Here is a 16,726-nt window from a genome sequence, read left to right as displayed (position 1 = left end):
ATGCAGTGATGAAAAGAAGTACCTGCTATCCACTGATTAAAGCGACTTGGGGACGGTGTGAGCCCAAGATTCAGTAAGCAGCGAAAGGCATTTCGGAGCATCCAAAACGAAAGTGGTTCGTACAATATGTACGGATAAGTAGGGTGGAACCGCGGGAAAGCTCCCGTCCCTACGCTGATATCAGCGTAGGGACGGGAGCTTTTTGCATGGATCTCGTTCTTATGCGAATTAAAGACAGGGAGGCTGTACAATGAATGTACAACAAATGATTTTAACGTTACAAGAATATTGGGCAAAACAAAATTGCATCATTATGCAGGCATATGATACGGAAAAGGGTGCCGGAACCATGAGTCCCTTTACGTTACTTAAAACAATCGGTCCAGAGCCGTGGAACGTGGCTTATGTTGAGCCTTCAAGACGTCCAGCAGATGGTCGTTATGGGGAAAACCCAAACCGTTTATACCAGCATCATCAATTCCAGGTGGTCATGAAGCCATCTCCTTTAAATATTCAAGAGCTTTATTTGGACAGTTTAAAAGCGATTGGAATTAATCCACTTGAACATGATATTCGTTTTGTTGAAGACAATTGGGAGAACCCTACACTAGGCTGCGCTGGTCTTGGGTGGGAAGTATGGTTAGATGGAATGGAGATTACTCAATTTACGTACTTCCAACAAGTAGGCGGAATGGAAGCTAGTCCTGTTTCATCTGAAATTACGTACGGACTAGAGCGTCTAGCTTCTTATATTCAAGATAAGGAAAATGTATTTGATTTAGAATGGGTAGAAGGCTTCACATATGGTGATATTTTTAGCCAAGCTGAATATGAACACTCGAAATACACATTTGAGGTATCAGATACGTCTATGCTGTTTACTCTATTCCAAACCTATGAAAAAGAAGCAGGAAGAGCTTTAGATGAACAGCTTGTGTTACCTGCTTATGATTACATTTTAAAATGTTCGCACAGCTTTAATCTTCTAGATGCGCGTGGAGCGATTTCTGTGACGGAACGTACAGGATATATCGGACGTGTCCGTACATTAGCTCGTCGTGCAGCGAGACTTTATTATGAAGAACGGGAACGCCTTGGTTTCCCTCTGTTAAAAGAAAAGGAGGAGTCTAACCATGAGTAAACATGATTTTCTACTTGAAATTGGACTTGAAGAACTGCCAGCACGATTTGTCACATCTTCTATTAACCAACTCACACATTTGGTGGAGGAGTGGTTAAAAGAACAACGTTTAGCTTGTTCAGAAGTAAAAGGGTATGCGACTCCAAGACGATTGGCCATTCTAATTACTGATTTAGAAGATAGTCAGCCAAATCTTGAAAGTGAAGCTCGTGGTCCAGCAAAAAAAATTGCGATTGCAGAAGATGGAAGCTGGTCAAAGGCTGCGCTTGGTTTTGCTCGCGGTCAAGGCGTTACAGCAGATGATTTATTTACACAGGAAGTGAAAGGGACGGAATATGTTTTTGCAAAAACGTTCCAAGAAGGAAAGAAAACCATTGAATTACTTCCGCATGTAAAAGAGTTAATTACATCTCTACATTTCCCCAAAAATATGAGATGGCATGATTATAGCTTGCGTTTTGCTCGTCCAATTCAATGGATCGTTGCTTTGTATGACAAACAGGTTGTTCCATTTTCAATCACCTCAATTGAATCAGGAAAGACAAGTCGCGGGCATCGCTTTTTGGGTAAAGACATGACAATCTCAAACCCAGGAGATTACCAGGAGCTATTAAGAGAACAGTTTGTACTAGTTGATCCAAATGAACGGAAACAAGTGATTCGTGAGCAATTAAAGGAGCTAGCTGATCACGAGGGATGGGTTATTCCAGTAAATGAAGACCTGCTAGAGGAAGTCACTAATCTTGTTGAATGGCCAACAGCGTTAAGTGGTCGATTTGAAGAAGAGTTTTTAACTTTACCAAAAGAAGTTCTTTTAACAACGATGAAGGAGCATCAACGCTACTTCCCGGTTGAGAATAAAGATGGTCAACTTTTACCGCATTTTATTACGGTTCGTAATGGGGACCGCAACCATCTAGAGAATGTGGCAAGGGGAAATGAAAAAGTATTACGTGCACGCTTTTCTGATTCTGCCTTCTTCTACAAAGAAGATCAAAAAATGAATATTGATGCCGCTGTTAAACAGCTTGATTCCATTGTGTACCATGAAGAGCTTGGATCTCTGGGTGACAAAGTGAAGCGCATCAAGAGTATTGCAGCAAAGCTAAACGCACAAGTTGGATTCCAGAATGTATCGGGTGAACTTGTCCAACGAGCAGCTGAAATCAGTAAATTTGATCTGGTTTCGCAAATGGTCGGTGAATTTCCAGAGCTTCAAGGATTAATGGGGGAAGTGTATGCAAAGCATCTTGGTGAAAATAAGGATGTAGCAAAAGCAATCCGCGAGCATTATTACCCTCGTTTTGCTGGAGACAGCTTACCGGAGTCAGACCTCGGTCTTATTGTAAGTATGGCAGATAAACTGGATACCATTGTTTCTTGTTTTGCGATTGGATTAATCCCAACAGGTTCTCAAGATCCTTATGCCTTAAGACGTCAAGCTTTAGGTCTAGTACAGATGATTCTTGAGAAGCAAATTGACTTAGCTTTTGATCAATTACTTGCACTTGCAGTTGAAACAGCTGAGGAAAACGGATTAAAACTAGCGAATAAAAATGAAACACTTAACCAGCTTTATGAGTTCTTTACCTTACGAATGAAACATGCATTATCTGATAGAGGCATTGAGTACGATGTTATTGACGCAGTTTTAACGAATGAACAAGAATCAGTTCCTTGGGTATTCAAAAAAGCGGAGCTTCTGTCAAATGCACATAAAGAAGAGTCATTCAAAAAGGTTGTAGAAGCTTTAAGCCGAGTGACTAATATTGCTAAAAAAGCAGAAGCGACAGTAACTATTAACCCAGAGTTATTTGAAAAAGAAGAAGAGAACCAACTGTATGATCGATATGTAGAGCTATCTTCTTTATTAAAGCAATCAAAAGAACAAGGCCAGGCAGATGTTGCCTATCAAGCACTAGAACAAACAGCTCCGATTGTTCATCAATACTTTGAACACATCATGGTTATGTCCGACCAAAAAGAAGTAAAAGATAACAGACTTCAATTAATGAAACAGCTGGCTCAAGAAATTGAAGACTTTGCGCAATTCAATAAGCTAGTTTTTTAAGGTAAAGGGCGGTGAAATCCCATCGAGCTATCTAGTAGGCAAGAGCAAATTCTTAGTATCGTAAAAGAAAATGGTCCAATTACAGGTGAACATATTGCTGAAAGGCTTTCGTTAACAAGAGCTACTCTTCGTCCTGATTTAGCCATTTTAACGATGTCAGGTTATTTAGATGCAAGACCACGAGTTGGCTATTTTTATGCTGGTAAGCAGAATGCTGAAATTCTATCTGATAAAGTAAAAACGATTACGGTTGATCATTATAAATCAAGGCCGGTAGTCGTGAACGATTCTTCGTCTGTCTATGAGGCCATTACAACCATGTTTCTAGAAGATGTTGGAACATTGTTTGTGGTCGATAAGGATTCAACCCTAACAGGAGTGGTTTCAAGAAAAGATTTGCTTCGAGCAAGTCTCGGGCAGAAATCCCTTGAAACCATTCCTGTAGGGATCATCATGACCAGAATGCCTAATGTGACAGTATGTTATGAGGATGACTTTATTATAGACGTAGCAAAAAAGCTGATCTTAAAGCAAATTGATGGTCTGCCCATTGTAAGAAAAAAAGAGCATGGAAGTGGACTAGAGGTAACTGGTCGTATTACGAAAACGAATATAACCAGCCTGCTTGTTGATCTTGCGAATAACGAATCCATTTAAGTACAGTATGTGCTTAAGTGAAGGAAAGGTTCTGATGTGGAAATGACATACCGTCCGATTGTCTATGTAGTATCTGACTCAGTAGGGGAGACAGCTGAGCTTGTTGTAAAAGCCGCTGTCAGTCAGTTTAGTGGATCTGGAGTTGAACTAAGACGAATCCCTTATGTAGAAGACAAAGGTACAATTGAAGAGGTTATTTGTTTAGCGGCAGAGGCAAAGGCACTTATTGCGTTTACTTTAGTTGTACCGGATATGAAGGACTATTTACTGCAACGAGCTAAAGAAGAACAGGTAGAAACGGTTGATATTATTGGACCGATGCTTCAAAAAGTCTCAGAGCTTACAAACGAAAAGCCAAGATACGAGCCAGGTGTGATCTACCGGTTGGATGAAGATTATTTCCGTAAAGTTGAAGCCATTGAATTTGCAGTAAAGTATGATGATGGTCGAGATCCAAGAGGAATTATTCGAGCAGATGTCGTATTAATTGGAGTCTCTCGTACGTCCAAAACACCGCTTTCTCAATATTTAGCTCATAAACGACTTAAGGTTGCAAATGTACCACTTGTACCTGAGGTTGAACCGCCAGAGGAGCTCTTTAAAATCTCACCTAGCAAATGTATTGGACTTAAAATAAGCCCAGAAAAACTAAATAGTATTCGTACCGAACGATTAAAAGCCTTAGGTTTAAAATCAGAAGCGAATTATGCGAACATCAATCGTATTAAAGAAGAACTTGCCTATTCTGAAAAGGTTATGAGTCGCATAGGATGTCCTGTAGTCGATGTTTCAAACAAGGCCGTAGAAGAAACTGCTAATTTAATCTCTAATATGTTTCAACGTAAATAATTGTGAATAAGGGGCTGGGACAATACTAACCCCCAACCCCCAAATGGCGAATGATTCAACGGTTGAATCATTCGCCGTTTATATTTTTTGTGAAACGAGCGGTTATTGAACCAGAGACTCCAGCGGGTTTGTGAGAGGGATTCTACCGTAGTGGATGAATGGCTATATTACTGTATTATTGTAGTCACTCATTCTTTTCAACACGGATAAGATAAAACACTGTTCAAATGATCAATTAATACGTATAATAAAGAATTGTGATTTAAAGTTTATTTCATATTTAGATGGTCTATTTTTACGTGAGAACAAATAAATTTGAAAAGTCAAGACTTTTTCCAGTTTTTTTGGTAATGATAGTAAGGGATACGTTACGTAGAACGCCAAAAAAGAGTTCATTTTTTTCAGGTTTCGACGAATTTCAACTTTTTCTGCTTGTTTAGCAGGATTTTTTAAGGGAGTGTGGAATGAACATAGTATGGATCAAACAAAACCAGCAACTCACCTTTATGTTGATGCAGATTCCTGTCCAGTAAAAGATGAGATCTTAACCTATCGATTTGAAACGGATGTCAAGATTGTCTTTGTCATGTCCTATGCTCACATGATGGTTCTTCCGCCTGAAGTAGGCCAAGTCATGGTTGATTCAGACAAAGAAGCGGTTGATCTTTATATTATGAATCATGTGAAGAAAGGTGATATCTGTGTCACTCAGGATCACGCTTTAGCATCCCTTCTGCTTAAAAAAGGAGTGACTGCTCTATCTCCAAGGGGAGATAGATACCTTGAGGAAACCATTGAATTTCTTTTGCAGGTTCGACATCAGTCTGCCGAAAAGCGAAGAAGAGGTATCCGAACTAAGGGACCAAAGCCTTTTACAGTAGAGGACCGTGATCGGTTTGTAAAAGAATTAAAGATTATTTTGCAAAAATAGAAGGAAAACAGAAAAAAAACTCGAATCTTATTGTCTTGTGGTCGATTTTATTGATGAACGGTGATGTATATGAGTACCCGAATACCTGAGGAAACGATTGAACAGATTCGTAAATCAAGCGACATTGTCGATGTAATCAGTCAGTATGTACAATTAAAAAAGCAAGGAAAGCAATATACAGGACTGTGCCCATTCCATGGCGAGAAATCACCTTCTTTTTCAGTATCTCCTGAGAAGCAGGTGTATCATTGTTTCGGTTGCGGGGCAGGAGGCAATGTATTTACCTTTTTACGAGAGCACGAAGGATATTCGTTTACTGATGCTGTGAAGTATTTAGCGGACCATGCAAGTATTTCACTTCCAGAGACTGTGTATCAGAGCAGTGGGTCAGCTTCAGAAAACCGCCATACGCAGCTTTATAAAGGCCACGTGGAAGCAGCTGTTTTTTATAACAGAGTTTTTACGCTCACTGATGAGGGAAAGCCTGGACGAGAGTATGCTGCGAAGAGAGAATTTACGAAGGATCAAATTGATCAGTTCCAGATGGGGTTTGCGCCAATTGGCTGGGAAAACCTTTCTACATTTCTACAGAAAAAAGGGTTTAAACCTAAAGATATGGTAGAAGCGGGTTTACTAGCTGAACGTGAGCAATCCGATGGGGTATATGACCGGTTTAGAAGTAGACTCATGTTTCCCATATGGGATGCGCAGGGTAAAGTGGTTGGATTTAGTGGAAGACAAGTAGGCGAAGGAAAGCCGAAGTACTTAAACAGTCCAGAGACACCCATCTTTCAAAAAAACAAGCTTCTGTACGGCCTTCATTTAGCAAGGGCGCATATTCGAAAATCGAATGTAGCTGTTTTATTTGAAGGAGCAGCTGATGTGGTGGCTGCCTGGGGAGCAGGGGTAACAAACGGCGTGGCAACACTTGGTACGGCACTAACGCCAGAACATGCTAAGCTCCTTAGGCGAAATGCAGAAACCGTGTTAATTTGCTACGACTCAGATCAGGCTGGTCAAAGTGCGGCCTTCCGTTCTGCCGGCGTCTTAGAGCAGGCTGGATGTATGGTGAGTATAGCAAACATGCCGGTAGGACTTGATCCCGATGACTACATCAAAAGTTATGGTGCCGAGCAGTTCCAAGCAGATGTAATAGGGAACGGTCAAACAGTGATGGCATTTAAGATGAGGTATCTTCGTCAGGAGAAAAATCTCCAGGATGAAGGAGAACGAATGGTCTATATCGAAGAAGTATTACAAGAGCTTGCAAAACTTCCTCGAGCCATAGAGCGAGATCACTACTTAAGACAGATTGCTGACGAGTTTTCTTTATCCTTAGATGTTCTTAAACAAGAGCAATATCGACTGTATAAGGAATCCAAAACCACGTATACGGCTAATGAGAATCTTGAAAAGCAAGTCATTCGCAAGCCTAGGCAGCTCAAACATAAAAAGCTGTTACCAGCTTATCAAAACGCAGAGCGTATGCTGCTCGTTCATATGATGAATGATGAAGAGCTTGCTTGGCGAATACAGGAGCGTTTAGGTTCTGCATTTAATGTGGATGAACATCAAGCTCTTTACGCGTACTTGCTTGCTTATTATGGAAAAGGGAATGAGGCAAGCCCTAGAGAGTTTCTGCAAAGTATCGAGGATCCTGGGATTGTTCGATTAGCATCGGAGCTTTCAGCCATGACTGTTAATGTCGATTGTTCTGATGAAGAATTGGAAGATTACGTTAAACAGATTGAGAACTATCCAAAAAGGGTATTAATAGAGCAGAAAGAAGTCGAATCAAAGCTTGAACATGATCCGATCGCACAAGCCAGGTTATTAATTGAAATTCAGCAGCTAAAGAGAGAGCTTTCATAGAAAGCCAACAAATGATGTTACGTTTTGAACAATGGAAGGAGGGGATCGCATGGCAGATAAACCATTACGTCCTGTTACGGAAGGTGAATTATCCATCGATCAAGTGAAAGAACAATTAGTGGAGGTAGGCAAAAAGCGTGGAGTTTTAACGTATGCTGAAATCACAGAAAAAATGGCGAGCTTTGAGCAAGATGCTGAACAAATGGATGAGTTTTTTGAGTATCTCGGTGAGCAAGGAATTGATTTGCAAAATGAATCCGATGAAGGTCCAAGTTCTCCTGAAGCAGCCAAAGAAGAAGAGTTTGATCTAAATGACCTAAGTGTGCCTCCTGGCATTAAAATAAATGACCCTGTACGTATGTACTTAAAGGAAATTGGTCGCGTACAGCTCTTATCTGCAGCTGAAGAAATTGAACTAGCTAAACGAATTGAACAAGGTGATGAGGAAGCGAAAAGACGCCTTGCAGAAGCAAACCTTCGTTTAGTTGTTTCCATTGCCAAGCGTTATGTTGGTCGAGGAATGCTTTTCTTGGATTTAATTCAAGAAGGGAATATGGGTCTTATCAAAGCTGTTGAGAAGTTCGATTTCCAAAAAGGCTTTAAGTTTAGTACGTATGCTACGTGGTGGATTCGTCAAGCAATCACTCGTGCTATTGCTGACCAGGCACGTACGATTCGAATTCCTGTTCATATGGTTGAAACCATTAACAAGCTGATTCGAGTTCAAAGACAACTTTTACAGGACTTTGGACGTGAACCAACTCCTGAAGAAGTAGCTGAAGAAATGGAATTAACGCCAGAGAAAGTGCGTGAAATCCTTAAGATTGCTCAAGAGCCAGTTTCGCTTGAGACGCCAATTGGTGAAGAAGATGATTCTCATTTAGGAGATTTTATTGAAGACCAAGAGGCATTAGCTCCTTCTGATGCTGCTGCATATGAACTTCTAAAAGAACAGTTGGAAGACGTTTTAGATACGCTAACAGACAGAGAAGAAAATGTCCTACGTCTGCGTTTTGGACTTGATGACGGACGTACAAGAACGCTTGAAGAAGTAGGAAAAGTCTTTGGTGTTACGCGTGAGCGTATTCGTCAGATTGAAGCAAAAGCCCTGCGTAAGCTTCGTCACCCAAGCAGAAGCAAACGTCTAAAGGACTTTTTAGAATAGGTTGTATCTAAAAAGGGTTTACTCCAATGGGGTAAGCTCTTTTTTTTAATGGTAGGAGGCGTACATGGACAAACAACGAAGAGAAATTATCATCAATGAGATTCACTACTGGCAAAAAACAAAGCTTTTACCAGAACAGCAGTGTCATTATTTACTCGCCTTGTATAGTGAAGGGGAAGATGAACTGCCTAAGCCGCGTGAACCAAAACGAGTAACAATGGTTTTATTCATGATATTTACTCAATTTTGTTTCTTGGCCTCCGTCTTTATTCTATATTTTACTGATTTTGAAAGTCGTTTGCAAATAGGCATCATATTTATGCTGTTCTTTTTAACGATATTCACTTGGTTCAAAAGGCGGAACCATGCAATAGAATCGGTTTTTCACATGCTTATGCTAACGATGATTTTATTTATTTTACTTTTGTATTATTCATTTACAATGTGGTCTGAGATTCCATCACAAGCTGTCATTATCTTATTTACGGGGATTTGGTTCTGGCTTGGATGGAGAAAAAAGCAAAAAGTCTTTTATTTCGTAGCCACTTTTATGCTGTTGTTGACCATGATCATTTTCTTTTTTTATCAATAATGACCAGTTTTTAAAACTTGTCCTTTTCAGATATACGCTTTTCAAGTAAACTATAAGAGACGCATGTGAAAAGGTTGTACATAAGCTAAGCTAGAATTGTAAACGTCATCTTTTGGGAGGGTCCGCATTATGAAAGGAAGTCCACTTATACCTTTTGCACTTATTGCTTTAATCGGTATCGTTTTAATGGCAGTGATGTCGGCTTACGGAGTATTTGAACGAAATGCTCTTGAAGAGGAAGAGAATGGAACAGGTGAACAAGAAACAGTTGAAATTGATGATCCAATCGCTGCAGGGGAAGAGCTTGCTCAGCAATCCTGTATCAACTGTCATGGTGGTGACTTAGCTGGTGGTTCTATTGGACCTGCAATTAATGGTCTTGATGGTGACTATTCAGTTGAGCAAATTTCAGAAATCATTCAAAATGGAATTGGCTCCATGCCACCACAAACGCAATATAGTCCAGAAGAAGCTGATGCGATTTCTGAGTATTTACTATCGATTTCTGAATAATTCTCTTCAAACTTCCTTTCGTGCTGTTCAGGCCGCGTGAGGAAGTTTTTTCGTTAGGATGAAATATGATATGATGGGTAACGGTAAACCAACAATGTAAAGGTGATAAACAGATGAATGAACATAAATTATCAAATCGATTAATGGCCGTAGCAGGCTATGTAAACCACTTAAAAAGCTTTGCTGACATCGGATCAGACCATGCCTATCTTCCAAGTTATCTTTGTCTTTCGAATGCCTCGATTCACGCTATAGCAGGAGAGATTGTTGAGGGACCATTTCAAGCGGCTAAGAAACAAGTGAGAGAAGCCAAATTAGAAAGCCGTATTGATGTACGCAAGGGTTCTGGTTTAGAAGTGATTAAACCGAATGAGGTAGAAGGCATCACGATTGCTGGAATGGGAGGATCGCTGATCGCGTCCATTCTTGAAGATGGAAAAGAGAAGCTCGAAGGCGTGAAACGATTAGTCCTTCAACCTAATAATTCAGCCCGAGCTGTTCGAATCTGGCTACTTGAGAACAACTGGAAATTAATCGAGGAAGACATTTTAGTAGAAAATGAAAAATTCTATGAAATTCTGGTGGCCGAACCTGGGAATGATGAAGAGAGATATGAGGAAAACCGTGAGAAAAAGCTTATGCTTGGACCCCATCTAATTAAAGAACCTAGTGAGGTTTTTATAAAAAAGTGGGCAAGTGAACAAAAAAATTGGGAGCGCGTGTTAAAGGCTTTAAAGCAGGGTAAGGAACAAGAGTCTCTTACTGAAAGAAAAACTCAGATTGAGATGAAAATCAAACATGTACAGGAGGTTTTAGCAAATGTCTAATGCTCCAACAGGTCGTGAGGTAATACGGATTTTTGAAGAATGGTCCCCACCATCATTAGCTGTAGAAGGAGATCGAATTGGGTTAATGGTAGGAAACCTTGATAACCGAGTCAATCGAATTTTAACGGCACTTGATGTAACAGAAGCTGTTCTTGACGAGGCTATTAAACAAAAGGCCAACTTTATTCTGGCTCACCACCCATTGTTATTTCGTCCGCTAAATACCATTGATCTACAAACTACTCATGGACGAATCATCCATAAAGCACTGACGCATGGAATAACTATTTATGCTGCCCATACGAATTTAGATATTGCTCGTGGGGGAGTCAATGATCTACTGGCTGATGCATTATCATTAACCAATCAAGCAGTACTCGCAGAAACATATACTGAGGAGCTTAAAAAGCTTGTTGTTTACGTTCCTAGAACACATGCACGCTCTCTCCGAGAAGCATTGGGAGATGCTGGAGCCGGGCATATAGGCGCATATAGTCATTGTTCGTATAGCTCAGACGGAACAGGGTCATTTAAACCTCTTGAAGGATCAAATCCGTACATAGGTAATAGTGATGTTCAGGAAATTGTCGAAGAAACAAAGATTGAAACGATTGTTCGTGCAACACAACTCACGAATGTAGTTGATGCAATGAAACAGGCACATCCTTACGAAGAGGTAGCCTACGATGTCTATACGCTTAAGCAAAAGGGCGAAAGCTATGGACTTGGCCGTATAGGAGAGCTTTCTCAACAAATGTCGCTGAGAGAACTTGCAGAGCTGGTTAAAAAAGCGTTTGACGTTCCAACTCTACGTTTGATAGGGAATCCAGATAAGATTGTAAGTCGGGTGGCTGTCCTTGGTGGGGATGGGAACAAATACATCCAAACCGCAATGAAGAAGGGTGCAGACGTCTTTATTACTGGAGATATTTATTATCATTCAGCAGTTGACGCAATTGAGGACGGTTTTTCACTATTGGATCCAGGTCATAATATCGAGAAAATCATGAAAAAAGGTGTTTCAAAGAAACTGAACCAGCTTTTAGCAGATTCGGGTCATACCATTGAAACCATTCCATCAGAAGTAAACACAGATCCATACCAATATGTATAAATAAAAAAACGATCGCCCCACTGAGGGACGATCGTTTTTGTTCTTATTTAACTTTTACTTTTGGTAAAAGCTTTTCAAGATTTATTGTACGTTTAAGTGGCCATGTGGTTGGATCATTCTGGTCAAATTGAGTGAGGTAGTTAATAACCTCTTTCGTAATAGGAGTTGGTGTAGAAGCGCCAGATGTAACACCAACGACTTCAACGCCTTTTAACCATTCTAAATCGAGCTCTGTAATATCACCAATGCGATATGCGGTTGTTCCTGCAATTTGTTCAGAAACTTGAGCCAATCGGTTAGAGTTATTACTCTTTGGATCCCCAACTACAACCACTAGATCACATTCTTTTGCTTGTTCTGCAACGGCTTCTTGACGGACTTGAGTAGCTAGGCAGATTTCATTATGAATTTCTGCGTGAGGATAACGTTCCATAGCGCGTTTCATAATATCTGACACATCCCACTGACTCATGGTTGTTTGGTTTGTGATGATAATCTTATCTGTTGTTAAGTTAAGGTTCTCAACGTCCTCAGTGTTTTCAACAAGGTGTACGGCTTCTGGTGCGACACCAATTGCGCCTTCAGGCTCAGGGTGCCCTTTTTTCCCAGCATAGATGAATTCATAGCCTTCGCTATGCTTGTCTCTAATTAAATCATGTGTTCTTGTCACATCTGGGCAAGTGGCATCAACAACAGTTAAGCCTTTTTCTTTTGCAAGAGTACGTACCTCAGGTGAGACACCATGTGCAGTGAAAATAACCGTTCCCTTATCAATTTCTTTTAAGATATCAAGACGGTTCGGTCCATCTAACGAAATAATTCCATCTGTTTCAAATGCATCAGTAACATGCTGATTATGAACAATTTGTCCAAGTATATAAACCGGACGCGGTAGATCAAGGTTTTGCGCAGCCTGCCTTGCTAAAACCATTGCGTCTACAACGCCATAGCAATAACCGCGTGGCGAGATCTTTTTTACATTCATGTAACTTGTCCTCCTAGAGAAATGCTTCCCAACCAAACAAAAGGTGAGAAGCAGTCTGATACCATCATTGTAATGGAGATGGAGGTCGTTGACAATCGTTGTGCTTAAGACAATTCAAGCAAATTGTTATCGATAAACTCATAAGCCTGTTCTTCAGACATATTGTTAACGAGTACAAGCTCACTTGCAATCATCTGTTTTGCCTTTTGAAGGTGGTTTCGATCTTGTATATGAAGACCGTTTGAACGACCAGCCTGTTTCTTGGAAAGGGAAGAAATGAGGTGAGCTGCATCAAAGATGCTCCCGCTCTTTAACAAGTTTTCCGTTTCTTTTGAGAAGTGGCTAGTAGAAGGTGGAAGCTCAGGTCCGTTTTTCAATGCTTCAATTACATTGTCTAATTCATCTTGCTCAATGACCTTACGCAAGCCTGAATTATCAATTTTACTCTCAGGGAGCATTAATTTCACATCTACTAGTGGGAAATGAAGAACAAAATAAGAGTGGGTTTCACCTAAAACGTCTTTCTCTTCAATGTCTCGTATTGTTCCAGCCCCATGATAAGGATAAACAACATGATCACCGACTTTAAACATGAGCATTCCTCCATTCGAGTTGTCAGTATTTAGTATAACACAAATGGAGCAAAATTTGAAATTATACTATTCCACTATAAAGCTTGTCAACTATTTAATTAAAAATCACGAGTATTTTCTCGTGATTTTAATCAAACATATAACTTAGGAGCAGGTGGTCCAACAACAGGCTTTGAAACAGATTGAATTGTTGCCAATTGAGGTTGAATAGGTACACTTGATGCTGGCGCAGATGGTGTAGGAGAAATGGGCTGTGGCGCTACACTTGTATCTTGATCGGTAGGGATGGGGATAGTAGATGCTGTGAGATCGCTTGCTGTTTCTTCTACGTCCGAACTTGGTTGGCTACGCATGATTCTCCACAAAGCCGGCGCATTCCGAATAATCGGTCCGTATTGCTGTACCATTGGCATCACCTGTTGAGTAATCCCCATTATCCGTTGTGTATTTTGAAGAATTGAAGTGAAATTAATGCCAGAAAGAAAGCTTCCGCCACTGGCGCCTGCTGTAGGGAATGCTGCTCCGCTCATTGCACTAGCCCCACCGCCACCACCAAACAGTCTTGCAAGTAAGCCGACTCTACCCCCAGTAGCTTGCATAAAACCAGATGCAGCTTGAGGTCCTGGGCCACCTAGAAAGGCTGATGGGGGAACCATTCCTGCTCCCGGTCCAGGTCCGAACATAAAAGGACTTCTAGCTAACGGTTGAATTGGTGTTGGACCAGCTGGAGGTCCAAAGATTCGTTGCATGGTCGTTCTCCCTTCAATATATGTCCATTTACTTGTTTATATGCAAAATGAATACGTGATGTGAGCCCGGTTTTCCGAAGTACGTCGTGTTTAGTGTCATTCTGTGGTAAAATAAGCTACTGTAAATACCTAAAGTTCAGAGAGTAGGAAATAAACATGATTTCAGAGAATTTCAAACGGTTTGGACTCCATCCGTTTTTATTAGAAGCACTTGATGCACAGGGCTTAAAAAAGCCTACGGAAATACAGGAACGACTTATTCCTGCAATTATTAATGGCAAAGATGTCATTGGTCAATCGCAAACAGGAACAGGAAAAACATTGTCGTTTCTACTTCCGATCTTACAAGTGATCAAACCAGAGAAACAAGAAGTACAAGCCATTATCACAGCACCAACAAGAGAACTTGCCACCCAATTATTTGACGAACTTAAGTTGCTTCTTGAGCACGTTTCAGAAGAGCAACCAATTGTCAGTCAATTGCTTGTTGGTGGAACAGATAAAAGTCGTGCCATTGATCGACTAAAAACGCAACCTCATATTGTTGTAGGTACAGCTGGAAGAATTGCAGACCTTATTAAAGACCAAGCGCTAAAAGCTTACTCAGCAACCATTTTAGTTGTAGATGAAGCGGATCAAATGCTTGATATGGGCTTTATTGATGATGTTGACCGTACGGCGTCTCGCATGGCCGAAAATCTCCAAATGCTTGTCTTTTCAGCAACGATTCCTGAGAAGCTTCAACCTTTCTTAAAGAAATATATGAATGATCCAAGACATGTAAAGGTTGAGCCAGAGCACGCAACGGCCACATTAATTGAACACAAGCTTCTTCCTATAAAACACCGTGATCGTCTAAAGGTTGTTGTGGAAATTGCCGAGTCCATTAATCCATTTCTTGCTGTTATTTTCACGAATACAAAAGATGAGGCAGATGAAGTTTCACAAGCCCTACTAGATGCTGGATTAAACGCTGAGCGAATCCATGGCGGTTTACAACCGAGAGAACGCAAACAAATCATGAAGCAAGTTCGTGACATGAAGATTCAATACCTTGTAGCAACGGATCTAGCAGCAAGAGGAATTGATATTAAAGGGATTACTCATGTTATCAACTATAACCTTCCAAAGGATCTAGACTTCTACGTTCATCGGACAGGTCGCACGGCGCGCGCAGGGATGAGTGGTGACGCGATTACGTTATATGCTCAAACGGATCAGCAGGCGATCGAGCGTTTAGTGAAAAAAGGAATTACCTTTACGTACGTTGACCTGAAAAAAGGAGAGTGGATTAAGCTTGAGAAGCCGCCACTTGGACTTGGCCGTTCACAACATCGTAAGTCTGATTCCTCTGGATCAAAAAAAGCAGTGGCTAAACCGAAAAAAGTAAAGCCGGCGTATAAGAAAAAAGCAAGATATCGTGCAGCAAAAGAAGAACAAAGACAACGCAGAATTAAGGGACGTTCAAAAGGATAATCATTGAGTAACGAGGTGGAATGATGACATTAAAGATAGGTTCACATGTTTCAATGAGCGGAAGTAAAATGCTTCTTGGAGCAAGTGAGGAAGCAGCTAGTTATGGTGCGAATACCTTTATGATCTATACAGGAGCGCCGCAAAATACAAGGCGTAAAGCGATTGAAGATCTAAATATTGAAGCGGGTCAGGAACATATGAAGGCTCACGGAATGTCTGATATTGTCGTCCATGCCCCGTATATCATTAATATTGGAAACACGGAAAAGCCGGCAACGTTCCAATTAGGTGTTGATTTTCTCCAATCTGAAATCGCTCGTACGGAAGCACTTGGAGCAAAACAAATTGTTTTGCATCCGGGTGCACATGTAGGAGCAGGTGCCGAAAAGGGAATTGAGCAGATTATCAGAGGTCTGAATGAAGTTTTAGAAGTTAAGAATGACGTTCAGATTGCACTTGAGACGATGGCTGGTAAAGGAACAGAATGTGGTCGTAGCTTTGAAGAGCTTGCTGCCATTATCGATGGAGTGAAGCATAACGAGCGGTTATCCGTTTGTTTTGATACATGCCATACGCATGATGCCGGTTATAATCTGATTGAGGATTTTGACGGTGTGCTTAACGAATTTGATAAGATCGTTGGTGTGGACCGGATAAAAGTCCTTCATATTAATGATAGCAAAAATGTACAAGGTGCACGTAAAGACAGACATGCGAACATTGGCTTTGGCCACATTGGGTATGAGGCACTTCATTACATTGTGAAACATGATCAGTTAATGGCTGTACCAAAAATCCTTGAAACTCCTTATGTAGGCGAGGATAAAAAAGACAAAAGACCTCCTTATAAGCATGAAATTGCCATGCTGAAAGAAGGCCAGTTTGACGAAGGTTTATTAGAGGGTATTATGCTCTAAATACGTTACGGAAGCAGATGGCTATATTGCTTGAGAAGTTGCTCAATGGTGTTTGCAACGTGGCTATCTGTTTCTGTTTGTAGTTTATGAATGAGTCTTTCTACTTGAGCCGCATTCCCTACATCAATTTTCTCTGTTTTCAAAATAGAAATAACTTGCTCGGCTTGATGATTTGTAATGGAAATATTATTTTTTTCGGCTTGTTTGATTAGTTCAGAAACGGTTAACGAATTAATTTTTTGATTAATTAACTGCTGGATAAAAGCGTTCATGT

The 16,726-nt window shown here is 40.6% G+C and carries 17 protein-coding genes and 1 other annotated feature (1 of these 18 cut by a window edge); of the genes, 13 read left to right on the top strand and 4 right to left on the bottom strand.

All coding sequences use genetic code 11. From position 1 onward, the window contains the following. Window positions 1–174: a binding site (T-box leader), on the top strand; it begins 4 nt to the left of the window's first position. A 76-nt stretch (window positions 175–250) separates the two neighbouring features. The 11 genes from glyQ to ACQKKO_RS10430 all read left to right on the top strand — a co-directional run bounded on the left by glyQ (window position 251) and on the right by ACQKKO_RS10430 (window position 11,732). Then, window positions 251–1,141 carry a glycine--tRNA ligase subunit alpha gene (gene glyQ / locus ACQKKO_RS10480; protein ID WP_498646885.1) on the top strand — a complete coding sequence of 297 codons (891 nt, stop codon included), beginning with the start codon at window positions 251–253 and terminating at the stop codon, window positions 1,139–1,141. Continuing rightward, window positions 1,134–3,212: a glycine--tRNA ligase subunit beta gene (gene glyS / locus ACQKKO_RS10475; protein WP_498646884.1), complete on the top strand. Its 2,079-nt coding sequence runs from the start codon at window positions 1,134–1,136 to the stop codon at window positions 3,210–3,212. Before glyQ ends, glyS begins: the two co-directional genes overlap by 8 nt. 21 nt (window positions 3,213–3,233) lie before the next feature. Continuing rightward, the gene (gene ccpN, locus ACQKKO_RS10470; RefSeq protein WP_498646929.1) at window positions 3,234–3,869 is read left to right on the top strand and encodes a transcriptional regulator CcpN; all 636 of its coding nucleotides are present in this window, start codon (window positions 3,234–3,236) and stop codon (window positions 3,867–3,869) included. A gap of 42 nt (window positions 3,870–3,911) precedes the next feature. Next, complete coding sequence (locus tag ACQKKO_RS10465; RefSeq protein ID WP_498646928.1) at window positions 3,912–4,718, top strand: pyruvate, water dikinase regulatory protein; 807 nt, start codon at window positions 3,912–3,914, stop codon at window positions 4,716–4,718. A 475-nt stretch (window positions 4,719–5,193) separates the two neighbouring features. After that, the gene (locus ACQKKO_RS10460) at window positions 5,194–5,649 is read left to right on the top strand and encodes a YaiI/YqxD family protein (protein ID WP_498646882.1); all 456 of its coding nucleotides are present in this window, start codon (window positions 5,194–5,196) and stop codon (window positions 5,647–5,649) included. Between the two features lie 69 nt (window positions 5,650–5,718). Next, entirely contained in the window at window positions 5,719–7,521 is a 1,803-nt protein-coding gene (gene dnaG / locus ACQKKO_RS10455; protein ID WP_498646880.1) for a DNA primase, read from the top strand. A gap of 49 nt (window positions 7,522–7,570) precedes the next feature. Further along, window positions 7,571–8,686: an RNA polymerase sigma factor RpoD gene (gene rpoD, locus ACQKKO_RS10450; protein ID WP_203086455.1), complete on the top strand. Its 1,116-nt coding sequence runs from the start codon at window positions 7,571–7,573 to the stop codon at window positions 8,684–8,686. Between the two features lie 64 nt (window positions 8,687–8,750). Continuing rightward, window positions 8,751–9,278, top strand: a complete 528-nt coding sequence (locus tag ACQKKO_RS10445) for a hypothetical protein (RefSeq protein ID WP_498646878.1) — start codon at window positions 8,751–8,753, stop codon at window positions 9,276–9,278. A gap of 129 nt (window positions 9,279–9,407) precedes the next feature. Continuing rightward, window positions 9,408–9,791, top strand: coding sequence for a c-type cytochrome (locus ACQKKO_RS10440; protein ID WP_498646876.1), 384 nt, complete (start codon window positions 9,408–9,410; stop codon window positions 9,789–9,791). 113 nt (window positions 9,792–9,904) lie between these two features. Continuing rightward, on the top strand, window positions 9,905–10,618 hold the full coding sequence (locus tag ACQKKO_RS10435) for a tRNA (adenine(22)-N(1))-methyltransferase (protein WP_498646875.1): 714 nt from the start codon (window positions 9,905–9,907) through the stop codon (window positions 10,616–10,618). Continuing rightward, window positions 10,611–11,732, top strand: coding sequence for a Nif3-like dinuclear metal center hexameric protein (locus tag ACQKKO_RS10430; protein WP_498646873.1), 1,122 nt, complete (start codon window positions 10,611–10,613; stop codon window positions 11,730–11,732). Before ACQKKO_RS10435 ends, ACQKKO_RS10430 begins: the two co-directional genes overlap by 8 nt. Before the next feature lie 43 nt (window positions 11,733–11,775). Here the strand turns inward: ACQKKO_RS10430 and ACQKKO_RS10425 are convergent, their stop codons facing one another. From ACQKKO_RS10425 to vrrA, 3 genes are all read right to left on the bottom strand, one after another. Next, window positions 11,776–12,717: a 4-hydroxy-3-methylbut-2-enyl diphosphate reductase gene (locus tag ACQKKO_RS10425; protein ID WP_498646871.1), complete on the bottom strand. Its 942-nt coding sequence runs from the start codon at window positions 12,715–12,717 to the stop codon at window positions 11,776–11,778. Between the two features lie 104 nt (window positions 12,718–12,821). Next, on the bottom strand, window positions 12,822–13,310 hold the full coding sequence (locus tag ACQKKO_RS10420; RefSeq protein WP_498646868.1) for a CarD family transcriptional regulator: 489 nt from the start codon (window positions 13,308–13,310) through the stop codon (window positions 12,822–12,824). Window positions 13,311–13,441: 131 nt separating this feature from the next. Then, on the bottom strand, window positions 13,442–14,059 hold the full coding sequence (gene vrrA, locus ACQKKO_RS10415; protein WP_498646866.1) for a VrrA/YqfQ family protein: 618 nt from the start codon (window positions 14,057–14,059) through the stop codon (window positions 13,442–13,444). 156 nt (window positions 14,060–14,215) lie between these two features. Between vrrA and ACQKKO_RS10410 the strand changes: the two genes are divergently transcribed. Next, window positions 14,216–15,535, top strand: a complete 1,320-nt coding sequence (locus tag ACQKKO_RS10410) for a DEAD/DEAH box helicase (protein WP_498646864.1) — start codon at window positions 14,216–14,218, stop codon at window positions 15,533–15,535. Window positions 15,536–15,558: 23 nt separating this feature from the next. After that, complete coding sequence (locus ACQKKO_RS10405; protein ID WP_498646862.1) at window positions 15,559–16,452, top strand: deoxyribonuclease IV; 894 nt, start codon at window positions 15,559–15,561, stop codon at window positions 16,450–16,452. A gap of 5 nt (window positions 16,453–16,457) precedes the next feature. Here the strand turns inward: ACQKKO_RS10405 and ACQKKO_RS10400 are convergent, their stop codons facing one another. Beyond that, entirely contained in the window at window positions 16,458–16,724 is a 267-nt protein-coding gene (locus ACQKKO_RS10400) for a DUF2624 family protein (protein ID WP_498646860.1), read from the bottom strand. Between the last annotated feature and the right edge of the window lie 2 nt (window positions 16,725–16,726).

The organism is Alkalihalobacillus sp. NPDC127517, assembly GCF_050276055.1.
In the GTDB taxonomy this organism is placed as follows: domain Bacteria; phylum Bacillota; class Bacilli; order Bacillales; family Bacillaceae_D; genus Alkalicoccobacillus.
This window is presented reverse-complemented; position numbering and strand designations above follow the sequence as displayed.